Source organism: Nonomuraea sp. 3N208 (assembly GCF_052245935.1).
Lineage (GTDB): Bacteria > Actinomycetota > Actinomycetes > Streptosporangiales > Streptosporangiaceae > Nonomuraea.
Genome location: NZ_JBQQBR010000010.1, coordinates 39,518 through 52,043, shown reverse-complemented (window position 1 = coordinate 52,043; position 12,526 = coordinate 39,518). Strand labels below are relative to the sequence as shown.

Genomic DNA, 12,526 nt, shown 5'->3' with positions numbered 1-12,526 from the left:
CTTTAATGCCGCCGCAACCGCGCCGACCGTGATCATGTAACAACCCGTACCGAGACTGGGTGCCATGAGCGATGCACCTAAGGTCATGCACCTACGTTCCGGACATGTCGGCCAACAGGACACCCGGCAAGGACGCTCGTGGCGGCGGGAGATCGTCGAGCTCGCCGCCCTGTTCCTCGCGGTGGGCCTGGCGCACCTGCTCGCGACGTTGCTCGGGCACGAGGACCCGGGGCCCGTCGTGCTGATCGGGCTCGGCGTGGCGTTGATCCTCGGAGCCGCGATCCACAAACGGATCGGCCGCCGCCCCGCACCCAGAGGCGCGGCGCTCCCGGTGGACGAGGGAGCCGGCTCTCCGATGGCGTTGTGGCGCGTCCGCATGCGGGTGGTGGAGCGCCCCGGCCGGCTGGCGACGGTGGCCGGCGCGTTCGGCCGCCTGGGCTGCAACATTCTGGCGCTGCACATCGCGCCGACCGGCAGCAGCGCCATCACGCCCGCCGGCTGCGACGCGCTCGACGAGTTCGTCATCGAGGCGCCCCGCGACCTGGCGCTCGGCGTGCTCGCCAAGGCGCTGACCGATGCCGGCGGGCACGACGTCGTCATCGTGCCCGCCCAGGTCAAGGACCTCACCGACCCGGGCGTGCAGGCACTGGTCCTGGCCCAGCGGGTCAGCGCCGACCCCGACCGGCTGCCGGAGGCGATGGCCGAGCTGCTGCGGGTCTCGCAGGTCGAGTGGCGGCGGCCCGGCGACACCGTGGACGAGGGCGCCGAGCTCAACACGACCATGGTGATCTCCGTGAACCCGGACCGCGCCCTGCTGATCAGGCGGCCGGAACTGCCGTTCACCCCGACCGAGGCGGCCAGGGCGGCGGCCCTGACCGCGGCCGCGCGACAGGCCCGCTACAGCCGGTCGGCGTGAGAGGAGGCGGGGGAGCGGGCGGTCAGGTCCGCTCCTTCGCCCAGTGCTCCAGGCCGGTCGCGTCGATGGGCAGGGCGGCGGAAAGGACCTCCGCCCCGTCGGCCGTGACCAGCAGGTCGTCCTCGATCCGCACGCCGATCCCCCGCAGCTCCGGCGGCACCGTGCGGTCGTGGGCGTGGAAGTACAGGCCAGGCTCCACGGTCAGCACCATGCCGGGCGCCATCCGCGCGCCGTGGTAGGCCTCCGGGCGGGAGCGGGCGCAGTCGTGCACGTCCAGCCCCAGATGGTGGCCGATGCCGCAGACCAGGTAGCGACGGTGGTGCTGGCCCCGCTCGGACAGCGCCTCGTCCACCGAGACCGGCAGCAGCCCCCAGTCGTGCAGGCCATGCGCGATGACCTCCATGGCGGCGTGGTGGAAATCGGTGAACGCCCGCCCCGGCGCGACCTGCGCCATCCCGGCGCGGTGCGCCCTCTCCACCAGGTCGTGCACCTGCCGCTGGGCGGGGGAGAAGGACCCGGACACGGGGAAGGTGCGGGTGACGTCGGCGGTGTAGAGGCTGCGGACCTCGACCCCCATGTCGAGCAGCAGCAGCTCGCCGGGACGCACCGGGCCGTCGCAGCGCACCCAGTGCAGGGTGGGCGCGTGCGGCCCCGCGCCCACGATGCTCGCGTAGCCGGGGCCGTTGCCGTACGTCCTGGCGTACCGGTCGAACGTGCCCTGCAGCCAGCGCTCGCCGCCGCCCGCCACCGCCGCCGGGACCTCGGCGAGCACCGCCGCGAACCCCTCGACGGTACGGTCGACGGCCTCGCGGAGCTGGGCGATCTCCCAGTCGTCCTTGATCATGCGGAGTTCGGCCAGCGTCCGCCCGAGCTCCTCCGAGGGCTCCTCCCAGCCGGGGCCGGCCAGCAGGGCGCCGGGAGGCGGCCCGGCGAAGGCGGGTAACGGGAACACCTCGATCCCGAGCGCGGCCGACCACTCCTCCAGCGACGGCGACGGGCCCACCCACAACTCGCCGTAGACGGCGTCGGAGAAGAAGCCCGGGTCGCCGGGGCGGGCCGGCGGCGGCAGGTACACGGTGGCCTCGCCATCCCGGACCACGGCCACCGCCTGCTCCACCGCGCAGCCGGTCAGCCAGAAGAAGTCGCTGTCCACCCGGAAGTCGTAGTCGGTGTCGTTGCTGCGGACCGGCGCCCGGCCGGCCGCGACGACCACGGTCGTGCCGGGGAGGGCGGCGGCGAGGCGGGCCCGGTGGCCGGCGGCGGCCTCGGCCGCTCCGGGCACCAGGTCGGGGGTGCGGGCGGGGGAGTCCCAGCCCTGGGCGATGTACTCGGTGAACGCGGGGATCTCCGACAGTTTGGGCAGCCTGCCGTCACTCACCGGTGATTCCTCCTCCTATGTCGCGGACCAGCTCGGTCAGTCTGGCGAAGACGCGGTCCTCGCCGATGCCGTCGTGTTCATACTCGTTCGTCACCCATGCCTGCGCGTTGCCGATCCGGGCCGCGGTGTCCAGCTGCAGACCGGAGTCGACGTACATGTCGTCGAAATAGACGGCCGCGGCCACCGGCACCTCGTTGGCGGCCAGCCGGTCCAGGTCGTACAGCCGCGGCCACTCCGCCCGCTCGGCGAGCAGCTCGACGGCGGCGCGGAAGGGCCGCAGCGCGCGGATCTCCGCGAACATCCAGGGATAGATCATCTCCCCGGTGAACAGCAGCGGCCTGGCGTCCTCGGCGAAGGCCGGATGCCGGGCCAGCTCGCGCTGCGCCGCCCACGCGCTCGCGCCGGGCCCGGAGCCGTAGATGCTCTCCTGCAACGCCGCGAACAGCGGGTTGTCGGCGAAGGAGGTGCGCGCCAGCACCTGGTGCAGAAACGTCTCCGGTAACCCTTCTGTCTCGTCGAGCAGCCAGTGCATGCGCTCGTAGCCCGGCTTCATGCCGAAGTCGAGGCCGAGTGACTGCAGCCGCCGCACGGTCAGCACGTCGCCGTCCGGCAGCCGCACGTCGCCCTCGGCCAGCCGGTCGGCGAGCCGCGCGGCCGTCTCGGCGTGGTGCGGGTAACGGCGGTAGAACGCGGCGTTCTTGGCCGCCACCCGGGGATAGGTGCGCCGGTAGACCTCCTCGGCGTCCGGCTCGAGCGCCGCCAGCCCGCCCGCCACGTAGCAGGCGCTCAGCCCCTCCGGGGCCGCCGACAGGTACGTGAGCGTCAGGAACCCGCCGTAGCTCTGCCCCAGCGTCGCCCAGCGCGTGCCACCGAAGACGGTCTTACGCAGGTGCTCGGCGTCGGCCACGATCGAGTCCGCGCGGAAGCGGGCCAGGTAGCCGGCGCCCTCCTGGGCACCCAGCGCACTCATCACCCGCCCGTCGATCCGCGTGCTGCGGCCGGTGCCGCGCTGGTCGAGCAGAATCACCCGGTACGTCTCCAGCGCCCGCCCCAGCCACCCCGACGTGCCCACGGGCCGCGGCCCCTTGCCGCCGGGCCCGCCCTGCAGGAACAGCAGGCACGGCAGGTCCTCCCGGTCGCGGTCCGGAGCCACCAGCTCCCGGGCGAACACCGTGATCGCCGCCCCCGGGTCCGACCAGTCGAGCGGCACCTCCACCACGTGGTCGCGCACCCGCATCCCGGGAATCGTGTAGGTCGCGGTGATCAAGACCTCTCCTTTCTGCGGCGCTCCCAGTCCGGGTTGATGCGGGGAATGGCCGCGAGCAGCGTCCTGGTGTAGTCGTCGCGCGGATCGCCGAACACCTGCTTGGTGTCGCCGAGCTCGACGATCCGCCCCTTGCTCATGACCGCCACCCGGTGTGCGATCTGCCGGACGACGGCCAGGTCGTGGGCGATGAAGACGTAACTGAATCCGCTCTCCCGCTGCAGCCGCCGCAGCAGCTCGATCACCTGCGCCTGCACCGACACGTCCAGCGCCGACACGGCCTCGTCGCAGATCACCAGCTTGGGGTTGACGGCCAGCGCGCGGGCGATGCCGATGCGCTGCGCCTGGCCGCCGGAGAACTGCGCCGGATATCGGAGCGAATGGTCCGGGTTCAGCCCGACCCGCTCCATCAGCTCCTTGGCGTGCTCCCGGCGGCTCCCCTCCGGCGCGATGCCCTGGTAGTCCAGCGGCGCCATCAGGATCCGCTCCACCGTGTGGCGCGGGTTGAGCGAGGAGAACGGATCCTGGAAGACGACCTGGACATTGGCCCGGAAGCGGGCCAGCGCCGCGCCCGTGGCACGGGTGACGTCCTCGCCCTCGAACTCCAGCGTGCCCGCGGTCGGGTCCATGAGTTTGGCGATCATGCGAGCGGCCGTGGACTTGCCGCTGCCCGACTCGCCCACCACGGCCAGCGTCTCGCCGGGCCGCACGTCGAAGCTCACCTGGTCGACGGCCGTGAACTCGGCCTTCGCGCCCAGCGGGCCACGCGAGACGAAACGTTTGGTCAGCTGGTCGGCCCGCAGCAACGTCATGCGGTCACCCCGTCGTCCATCGGGTCGTCGATGCGCGGGACGCTGTCCAGCAGCATCCGGGTGTAGTCGTGCCGGGGCCCGGCGAACACCTGCTCGGCGGTGCCGTACTCGACCTGCTCGCCCTGCCGCATCACCAGCACGCGGGTGGCGATGGAGCTGATCACGGCCAGGTCGTGCGTGACGAACACCAGGCCCATGCCGCCGCTCCGGTCGGCCAGCAGGCGCAGGATCTGCGCCTGCACGGTCACGTCCAGCGCCGTGGTCGGCTCGTCGGCGATCAGCAGCGCGGGCGAGCACACCAGCGCCATCGCGATCATGACGCGCTGCCGCTGCCCGCCGGAGAACTGGTGCGGGTAGAAGCCGGCGCGCCGCTCCGGCTCGGGCAACCCCACCTGCTCCAGCGCCGCGACCGCGACCCTCCGCGCGTCCTTGCCCGAACCGCCGCGATGCTCGCGGTAGACCTCCTCGATCTGCAGGCCGACCGTGTAGTACGGGTTCAGCGACGACAACGGATCCTGGAAGATCATCGACATCCGGTCGCCGCGCAACCGTCGCAGCTCCCGGTCCGGCCGCCCCAGCAGCTCCACGCCGTCCAACCGGACGCTGCCGGCGGTCCGGGCGCCCTTCGGCAGCAACCCCATGATCGCCAGGCTGGTCATCGACTTGCCCGAGCCGGACTCGCCGACGATGCCGAGGGTTTCGTCCCGGTCCAGCGTGAAGGACACGTTCTTGACCACGTCCACCGGCCCGCGCGTGGTCGGGAAGGTGACCGTGAGGTCCTCCACGACAAGCAGGTCGCTCATTTCGCCGCGATCCTCACTCTCGGGTCCAGCCCCGTGTACAGCAGATCCACCACCACGTTCCCGATCACCACGAAGAAGGCCGCCAGCAACGTCACCGCCATGATCACCGGTTGGTCGTTCTTCGCGATGGAGTCGGCCGCCATCTTGCCGACCCCGTTCAGCCCGAACACCGTCTCGGTGATCAGCGCGCCGCCCAGCAGCGCCGCGAAGTCCATGCCGAAGATCGTGGCGATCGGCGTCAGCGCCGGGCGCAGCGCGTGCCTGCGGAGGGTCAGTGCCGGGTTGAGCCCCTTGGCCCTGGCCGTGCGCATGAAGTTCTCGGCGAGCGTGTCGATCACGTTGGCGCGGGTCAGCCGCGCGTACAGGCAGGCATAGCCGGTGGCCAGCACGACCCACGGCATCAGGTACGACTGAAACCACAGCACCGGGTCGTCGCCGAACGCCACCGCCTGCGGGAACGGCAGCACCTGCAGCTGCACCACCAGCACGTACTGCAGGGCCAGCGCCAGCACGTAGTTCGGGACGCTGGAGCCGCCCAGCGCCAGCCCCATCGCCGCCCGGTCCCACCAGGTGCCCTCCTTGACCGCGCTGACCAGGCCCGCCGCGACGCCGACGAGCAGCCACAACACCGCCGCCCCGATCGCGACCGTCGCGCTGACCGGCAGCCGCTCCACCACCATGTCCCACACGGACTGGTTGGTCTGGAAGCTGTAGCCCAGGCACGGCGCCGCGCAGTGCACGAGGTTCGCGCCCTCGCCGTAGTCCCGGCCGGCGAAGAGCCCGACGAGGAACGACACGAACTGCGTGCCGAACGGCTCGTCCAGCCCCAGCACCGAGCGGATCTGGTCGATGCGCTCAGGCGTGCACGTCTTGCCGCAGATCATCACCGCCGGGTCCGGCGACAGCGTGAAGAAGATGATGAAGGTGAACAAGCACACCAGGAAAAGGATCACTACGACACCGGCGGCCCGCCCGGCCAGGTAACGCGCCATCACGAGGCCTCCCCGGCGTCCAAGGCGGCCCGCAGCCGGTCGCCGAGCACCGTCAGCGACAACACGGTCAGGAACAGGAACGTGCCGGGGATCGCGAAGTACATCGGGTCCACGGCGTACCAGCCGACCGAACTGGAGATCATCTGCCCCCACGACGGCGTCGGCGGCGCCACCCCGACTCCCAGGAACGACAGACCCGCCTCGGTGCCGACATAGCCGGGCACGGCGAGCGTCGTCATCACGATGAGGGAGCTGCGCAGGTTCGGCAGGATCTCCTTGAACACCAGTGCCCCGGTGGACGCTCCGGACGCCCGCGCCGCCTCCACGAACTCCCTGTTGACCAGCGTCAGCGTCTGCCCGCGCACCACCCGCGCCAGGTATGGCCAGCCGAAGACGCTGATCACCATGACCAGCAGCACCTCCCGGTTCCCCTGCGGCAGCGACGACAAGATCGCGATCATGAAGATGAGCGCGGGGAAGGCCATGAGGAAGTCCATGACCCGGCAGATCACCTGGTCCACCCAGCCCTGGCGGAACCCGGCCAGCATGCCGAGCACCACCCCCAGGAGCGTGGTCAGCGCGGTGGCCGCGGCCGCGATCAGCAGCGACACACGCGCGCCGTACGCGATGCGGGCCAGGACGTCGCGGCCGTTCTGCGGCTCGACACCCAGGGGGTGCTCGGCGCTGATCCCGCCGAGCGCGCCATGCGGCACCCCGCCGAGGTCGGTGTTGACCGCCGCGGTGTCGAAGTCGTTCGGGCCGTGCCCGATGATCGCGCTGATCAGCGGTGCGAAGATCGCCATCAGCACGATCAGTGCCAGGAACGCGGCGCTGAGCACCGCGCCGCGGTCGCGCAGCAGCGCGCCCGCCACGCGGCGGCCCGACGTGGCGGGAGCGCCCGTGTGAATCGCGAGCGTCATCTACTTCGTCGGCTTCGCCAGTCCGACGGACACCAGGTCGATGCCGCCGGAGTACGCGTTGGACTGGTAGGCGCCCGCGATGTTCGAGCCGACGACGAGGATGACCTTCTCATACGCCAGCGGCACCACCGGCGCCAGCTCCATGATCTGCTTGTCCAGCTCGCCGTACGCGGCGTTGGCCTGTTGGACGTCCTCCATCGCGGCGATCTCGTCGATCCGCTCGTTGATCGCCTTGTCGTTGATCTGGGCCAGGTTGGCGTTGCCCTTGGGGGTGATGTTGCGGCCGTCGAACAGCGGCGGCAGGAACGTCGCACCCGACGCCCAGTCGGGACACCAGCCGGTGACGGCGGCATCGCTCTGCTGCGCCGGTGTGCCGATGACCTCGTAGTACGTCGACGTGTCGATGTTCTTGATCTTGACGTCGATCTTCACCTGCTTGAGTGCCTCCTGGATCGCCACCGCGACCGCCGCCATCTTCGGGATCGTCCGGCTGTCCAGCGTCAGGGTGAACCCGTCGGCGAGACCCGCCTCCGCCAGGAGCTGCTTGGCCTTCTCGACGTCGTAGGGGTACGGGTCGTAGTCCACCCGGCCCGCGACCGTGGGCGGCTGGATCGACGTGCCCTTCTGCGCCAGGGTGGCGCCACCCATGCCCGCGACGACGGTGTCCTTGTTGATGGCGTGGTTGATCGCCTGGCGTACGCGGACGTCGCCCAAGTGCTTCTTGGTGGTGTTCAGGCCCATGTAGGTGGTGCAGCCGTTGAGCCCGGACAGCGTGCGCGCCTTGATCTGCGGCGTCTGCACCCGCGCCACCGTCTGCGCCTGGATGGACCCGGCGATGGCGTCGGCGTCCTTGCCCTGCCCGGCCAGCATGCGCTCGTCCATCGTCGCCGGGTCCAGCCCGAACGTCCACTCGAACGCGTCCGGCTTGGCCGCGCGCAGGCTGTCGGTCTCACGCTTCCAGTACGGGTTGCGCACCAGCTTCAGCGACACGCCGCGCTGGTAGCTCGCCACCTTGTACGGGCCGCTCGCGATCGGCTTGCTGTCGAAGGCCGCCGCCGCGCCGGTGCCCTTGGGGAACGGGGTGAAGTTGACCATCGTCAGCGCGCTCGGGAAGTCGGCGAACGGCTTCTTCAGGTGGAAGACGACCGTCTTGGCGTCGGGCGTCTCGATGGTGTCGAGATCCCCGGACAGGTACGGGCCCTTGTAGTCCTTGGACGCCTCCAGCAGCAGCCGCGCGTACGGCGAGCCGATCCCGGCCTCGGGATCGAAGGCGCGCGAGAAGCCGAACTTCACCGCCTCGCTGGTGATCGGCGTGCCATCCTCGAAGAACAGGTTGTCCTTGAGGGTGTACGTCCACGTCTTGGCGTTGTCGGACGGCCTGCCCGTGTCGGTCGCCAGGTCGGCCACGATCTTCGTGCCCTCTGCCCCCGGCCCCGCCCCGAACGTCGTCAGCCCCCGGTAGATGAGCCGGTAGAAGTTGTTCACGCCGCCGTCCCAGCCGCGTGCCGGATCCAGGTGCGAGAAGTCCGCGTTGGCCAGGACGCGCACGGTGCCGCCGGTCGCCGGGGTCGCGCCGGGCCCGCCCGACGAGCCGGTCGCGGGCGCCCCGCCACCTCCTCCGCAAGCTGTGAGCGCCAGCAGGACGGCCGTGGTGAGGCTCGCGAACGCCGCCGATCTCCTCATGTCACCTTCCCAGTAATGTGTGGCATTGCACTGGACCCTAGGTGTCAGGAAGGCGTCTTGCCAAGGGTCAGGGGTGGACTTAAACGGAACGTAACCACGAAAACGGCCGCCCGGCTCTCGCCGGACGGCCGATGATCGAGGCTGCCATCGTCATGCCCCGTGGGGCTCGGAGCTTCCTGGGTAGTTCCACGCGGGCGGGATTGCACGGCGCTTGATCGCCGGTTGCCCGACGCCTGCCGGTCAGCGTTCGATGAGGGTGACCTCGAGGGAGTAGTGGGAGGCGCGGTAGACGTGCGAGCCGTGCTCGACCGCGCGGCCCTGGTCGTCGTACGTGGTGCGGATCATGGTGAGCAGCGGGGCGCCGCGGCGCTCCTCCAGCAGCCGGGCCTCCGCCTGGGTGGCCGCCCGCGCACCGATGCGCTGGTTGGCCACCCGCATTCGCACGCCTGCCCCGCGCAGCAGCTCGTACAGGCCGCGGCCCTCGAGGCCGGCGGCGGTCAGCGGGGCCAGCCCCGGCGGCAGCCAGTTGTGCAGCACGGCCAGCGGCTCCCCGGCCGCGAAGCGCAGCCGCTCCACGTAGAGGATCTCGGCGCCGGTCTCCATGCCCAGGATGCGGGCGATCTCCTCCTCGGCCGGCCGCGGCTCCAGCGCCAGGACCTGCGTGGCCGGCTCCTGGCCCGCCCGGCGGAGATCGTCGTACAGGCTTGTCAGCTCGACCGAGCGCTTGACCTGGCCGTGCACCACCTGCGTGCCGACACCCCGCTTGCGGACCAGCAGGCCCTTGTCCACCAGGTATTGGATCGCCTGGCGGATCGTCGGCCTGGACAGCCCGAGCTTGTCGGCCAGCAGGATCTCGTTGTCCAGCCGGGCGCCGGGCGCCAGGTCGCCTCGCCGGATCGCCTCGGCGATCTGCTCGGCCACCTGGAAATAGAGCGGCACGGGACTGGACCGGTCCAGGTCGATGGCGAGGTTCGCGGTCATGTGATCAGCTTAACCGAGGTCAGAATGTCCTGACAAACAGCTCCCACCCGCCCACTGCCGCCGCTATCAGGGCCGCTAGGCTGAAGGGGAGATGGATGCGACACAGCTGCTCGACACCGCGACCGAGGCGGCCAGGTCCGTCGGCCCCCGGCTCCGCAAGGCGTTCCGCTCCCGGCCCGAGGTGAGCACCAAGCGCGACTTCCACGACCCCGTCACCGAGCACGACCGGGCGTCCGAGGAGGCCATCCGCGCGGTCATCGAGGCCCGCGTGCCCGGCAGCGCGATCGTCGGCGAGGAAGGCGGCGTCACCGGCTCCGGCGACCTCACCTGGTACGTCGACCCCATCGACGGCACCGCCAACTTCGCGACCGGGCTGCCGTTCTTCTGCGTCTCCATCGCCGCCGCCGTGCGCGGCGAGCTGGTCGCGGGCGTCGTGTACGACCCGGTGCGCGACGACGAGTTCACCGCCACCACCGCCGGCGCCTGGTGCAACGGCACTCCGATCCGCAGCCGGGGTGCGCGCGCCGACCGCGAGGCGATGCTCCTGTGCGCCTACCCCACGCCACGCGACCTGGCCACCGAAGGGGAGGCGGCGCTGCGGCGCTACGGGAGGCTCCTGGAGTCGTTCTCCGCCGTGCGGCGGCCCGGCAGCGCCGCGCTCAACCTCGCCCACGTCGCCGCCGGGTGGTCGGACGCCACGTACGGCACCTGGTCCAACCCTTGGGACGTGGCGGCCGGGGCGCTGCTGGTCCGCCAGGCGGGCGGCGTGTACGTGGGCGACCCGCTGGCGAAGGGCGACTATCTGGCGCACGTGGGCGGCTTCGACCTGGCCGGGTCGGCGCTGGCCGAGGTGAGCGTGCGGCAGGGCTAGCGGACCAGGCCGGGCAGGTCGGTCAGCGTCGTGATGCGGCGTTTGTCAGCACGCCGAGCGCGAGCCCGCGCAGCGCCGCCACGGCCTCGGCCGCGTCCGGGTAGGCGGCCCAGCCCTGCCGGTAGCGTTCGGCGAAGTCGGCGTAGGCCGCGTCCAGATCGCCGGGCTCGTCCACCAGCAACTCCCGGCAGAGCGCCCGCAGGCGGAGCCGCCGCTGCTCCTGCACCGAGCACTCGCCCGCCTGCCACATCGCCAGATAGGGCCCCTCCAACTCGGCCCAGAGGCCGGGCACGTCGGCCAGGCGCGGATGGCCGGGGCAGTGCGCCGACACCCAGCCGGCGATCGCGGTGTCGGCGGCGCCCCGGTGGTCGAGCAGGGTGCCGTCCAGGTCGAAGAGGACGCCTTTGATCATCAGTCCCAGACTACCGGGTCACGCCATGGCCTCGGCGGCGATGCGGGCGGCGGTCTCGCCGGGCGGGTAGCCGAGGGTGAGGCCGCGTACCGACAGCGGGGTCTGCGCGAAACGGGCCTCGCCGTCGTCGCCCAGGACGTAGTCCAGCGCGGGGGAGCGGTGGCGGTGCGCGTCCAGCGCCGCGGCCTCCCGCTCGGCCGGCTCCTGCGGCAGCGCGTCCAGGTAGTCGGCGATCAGCGCGTCCAGGTCGAACAGGCGCGCGTACGGCTCGGCCGACCCCGCCACCACCCTGATCAGCTCCCCGAACGCCCGCGCCTGGTACACCAGCCCGGCGCCGCCGCTCTGGGCGAGCCAGCCCAGCGCCTCCTCGGCCGGCAGCGTGAACGCCCCGTACGGCTTGCGCCCGTACAGGAGCGCCTCGGCGATCCACCGGTCGCACCACAGCTCGTCCGCGTACGGCACCGGCGCGGTCGGATCGAGCGCCAGCCCCAGGGACAGCACCGGGTTCCAGGGCGACACCATGGGGCTGCTGAACCGCGGCATGCGCGGGCCGAGCCAGTGGCTGAGCGGGTAGCCGAACCAGACGGTCACGATCTCGGACTGCCGATCCGGCAGGAGGCGCTCGTAGGCGCCGTTCATGAGCTGGCCCCCGTCGGGGTGCCGCCACGGGCCGGGCATGACGCCCTGAGGGATCGGTGGAGTGCGGTAGTCGGGATGCAGGATCCAGGCGTCCGCCACGGTCTCCGTCCTTCCGGATCGCCGTCTGCCAGAGCACCAGAGTGACACATGGGTCAGTGGCGGGCGCGGAACTCGCCTGCCTGGCGCACGTGGTCGATCATGATGCGTTCCGCGGCGTCGCCGTCGCCGGACTCCAGTGCGGCCAGGATGCCCTCGTGCGCCGCCAGCTGGACCTTGACCTGGGCCTCGTCCAGCCAGAGCGAGGCCTCGGCCGGCACGGGAAAGCTGTTGCGCACCGCCTTCGCGTGCGCCCCCAGGAACGCGGGCCCCCCGATGTCCACGATGCGCAGGTGGAAACGCCTGCTCTGCTCGCCGAGCCGGTCGTTCCTGCCCCCCGCCGCGTCGGCGCCCATCGCGGCGTGCAGTTCGCGCAGCTCGGCCAGCTCCGCCGGGGTGATCCGGGCCGCCGCCAGGCGCGCGCCGAGGCCCTCGACGACCGCGCGCAGGCCGTAGTACTCCGCCAGCGCCTCGTCCCCGAGGTCCACCACGGTCGCCCCGTGATGCGCCTCGTAGCTGATCAGCCGGTCCTTCTCCAGCCTGCGCAGCGCCTCGCGCACCGGCGTCACCGACACGCCGAGCCGCCTGGCCACGTGGCCGGCCCGCAGCGCCGTGCCGCCGGGGATCCGCGCGCTGCGGATCTCGTCGAGCAGCACGCTGTAGACGTAGTCGGCCTTGCTCATGGGCGGCCGCGGCTCGGTGCCTGACATGTCCCCAGTGTCTCGTATAGCGGTCACATCGGTTGACCTATGACATATT

13 protein-coding genes are annotated in these 12,526 nt (G+C 71.6%); 2 read left to right on the top strand and 11 right to left on the bottom strand.

All coding sequences use genetic code 11. The features are described from left to right. The first annotated feature begins 64 nt into the window (after positions 1-64). Positions 65-916 carry an ACT domain-containing protein gene (locus ACTWPT_RS17025; protein WP_443178350.1) on the top strand — a complete coding sequence of 284 codons (852 nt, stop codon included), beginning with the start codon at positions 65-67 and terminating at the stop codon, positions 914-916. 22 nt (positions 917-938) lie between these two features. On the opposite strand, the gene ACTWPT_RS17020 is transcribed toward ACTWPT_RS17025, so the two are convergent. The 8 genes from ACTWPT_RS17020 to ACTWPT_RS16985 form a co-directional block, all read right to left on the bottom strand. Continuing rightward, entirely contained in the window at positions 939-2,294 is a 1,356-nt protein-coding gene (locus ACTWPT_RS17020) for an aminopeptidase P family protein (RefSeq protein WP_443178349.1), read from the bottom strand. Continuing rightward, positions 2,287-3,561: an alpha/beta fold hydrolase gene (locus ACTWPT_RS17015; RefSeq protein WP_443178348.1), complete on the bottom strand. Its 1,275-nt coding sequence runs from the start codon at positions 3,559-3,561 to the stop codon at positions 2,287-2,289. Before ACTWPT_RS17015 ends, ACTWPT_RS17020 begins: the two co-directional genes overlap by 8 nt. Further along, positions 3,558-4,370 carry an ATP-binding cassette domain-containing protein gene (locus tag ACTWPT_RS17010; protein ID WP_443178347.1) on the bottom strand — a complete coding sequence of 271 codons (813 nt, stop codon included), beginning with the start codon at positions 4,368-4,370 and terminating at the stop codon, positions 3,558-3,560. Before ACTWPT_RS17010 ends, ACTWPT_RS17015 begins: the two co-directional genes overlap by 4 nt. Further along, the gene (locus ACTWPT_RS17005; protein ID WP_443178346.1) at positions 4,367-5,173 is read right to left on the bottom strand and encodes an ABC transporter ATP-binding protein; all 807 of its coding nucleotides are present in this window, start codon (positions 5,171-5,173) and stop codon (positions 4,367-4,369) included. Before ACTWPT_RS17005 ends, ACTWPT_RS17010 begins: the two co-directional genes overlap by 4 nt. Beyond that, the gene (locus ACTWPT_RS17000) at positions 5,170-6,165 is read right to left on the bottom strand and encodes an ABC transporter permease (RefSeq protein ID WP_443178535.1); all 996 of its coding nucleotides are present in this window, start codon (positions 6,163-6,165) and stop codon (positions 5,170-5,172) included. Before ACTWPT_RS17000 ends, ACTWPT_RS17005 begins: the two co-directional genes overlap by 4 nt. After that, positions 6,165-7,085 (bottom strand): ABC transporter permease, encoded by a 921-nt coding sequence (locus ACTWPT_RS16995; RefSeq protein ID WP_443178345.1) that lies wholly within the window; start codon positions 7,083-7,085, stop codon positions 6,165-6,167. Before ACTWPT_RS16995 ends, ACTWPT_RS17000 begins: the two co-directional genes overlap by 1 nt. After that, positions 7,086-8,768 carry an ABC transporter substrate-binding protein gene (locus tag ACTWPT_RS16990; RefSeq protein ID WP_443178344.1) on the bottom strand — a complete coding sequence of 561 codons (1,683 nt, stop codon included), beginning with the start codon at positions 8,766-8,768 and terminating at the stop codon, positions 7,086-7,088. It lies immediately after the preceding gene. 240 nt (positions 8,769-9,008) lie between these two features. Then, entirely contained in the window at positions 9,009-9,749 is a 741-nt protein-coding gene (locus ACTWPT_RS16985; RefSeq protein WP_443178343.1) for a GntR family transcriptional regulator, read from the bottom strand. A gap of 91 nt (positions 9,750-9,840) precedes the next feature. Here ACTWPT_RS16985 and ACTWPT_RS16980 point away from each other — a divergent pair, with 91 nt between their 5' ends. Further along, positions 9,841-10,620 carry an inositol monophosphatase family protein gene (locus tag ACTWPT_RS16980; protein WP_443178342.1) on the top strand — a complete coding sequence of 260 codons (780 nt, stop codon included), beginning with the start codon at positions 9,841-9,843 and terminating at the stop codon, positions 10,618-10,620. Positions 10,621-10,642: 22 nt separating this feature from the next. Here the strand turns inward: ACTWPT_RS16980 and ACTWPT_RS16975 are convergent, their stop codons facing one another. From ACTWPT_RS16975 to ACTWPT_RS16965, 3 genes are read right to left on the bottom strand one after another with little or no spacing between them, the layout of a single operon-like run. Further along, complete coding sequence (locus ACTWPT_RS16975; RefSeq protein ID WP_443178341.1) at positions 10,643-11,032, bottom strand: HAD family hydrolase; 390 nt, start codon at positions 11,030-11,032, stop codon at positions 10,643-10,645. A gap of 18 nt (positions 11,033-11,050) precedes the next feature. Next, on the bottom strand, positions 11,051-11,770 hold the full coding sequence (locus ACTWPT_RS16970) for a hypothetical protein (protein WP_443178340.1): 720 nt from the start codon (positions 11,768-11,770) through the stop codon (positions 11,051-11,053). A 53-nt stretch (positions 11,771-11,823) separates the two neighbouring features. Further along, on the bottom strand, positions 11,824-12,477 hold the full coding sequence (locus ACTWPT_RS16965; protein ID WP_443178339.1) for a GntR family transcriptional regulator: 654 nt from the start codon (positions 12,475-12,477) through the stop codon (positions 11,824-11,826). Positions 12,478-12,526: the final 49 nt, after the last annotated feature.

Excerpts from the sequence above, each read along its gene's own strand:
- ACTWPT_RS16995 (WP_443178345.1), bottom strand. The coding sequence starts at position 7,085 with ATGACGCTCGCGATTCACACGGGCGCTCCCGCCACGTCGGGCCGCCGC.
- ACTWPT_RS17005 (WP_443178346.1), bottom strand. The coding sequence starts at position 5,173 with ATGAGCGACCTGCTTGTCGTGGAGGACCTCACGGTCACCTTCCCGACC.
- ACTWPT_RS16965 (WP_443178339.1), bottom strand. The coding sequence starts at position 12,477 with ATGTCAGGCACCGAGCCGCGGCCGCCCATGAGCAAGGCCGACTACGTC.
- ACTWPT_RS17025 (WP_443178350.1), top strand. The coding sequence starts at position 65 with ATGAGCGATGCACCTAAGGTCATGCACCTACGTTCCGGACATGTCGGC.
- ACTWPT_RS17010 (WP_443178347.1), bottom strand. The coding sequence starts at position 4,370 with ATGACGTTGCTGCGGGCCGACCAGCTGACCAAACGTTTCGTCTCGCGT.
- ACTWPT_RS17000 (WP_443178535.1), bottom strand. The coding sequence starts at position 6,165 with ATGGCGCGTTACCTGGCCGGGCGGGCCGCCGGTGTCGTAGTGATCCTT.
- ACTWPT_RS16980 (WP_443178342.1), top strand. The coding sequence starts at position 9,841 with ATGGATGCGACACAGCTGCTCGACACCGCGACCGAGGCGGCCAGGTCC.
- ACTWPT_RS16990 (WP_443178344.1), bottom strand. The coding sequence starts at position 8,768 with ATGAGGAGATCGGCGGCGTTCGCGAGCCTCACCACGGCCGTCCTGCTG.
- ACTWPT_RS16985 (WP_443178343.1), bottom strand. The coding sequence starts at position 9,749 with ATGACCGCGAACCTCGCCATCGACCTGGACCGGTCCAGTCCCGTGCCG.
- ACTWPT_RS16975 (WP_443178341.1), bottom strand. The coding sequence starts at position 11,032 with ATGATCAAAGGCGTCCTCTTCGACCTGGACGGCACCCTGCTCGACCAC.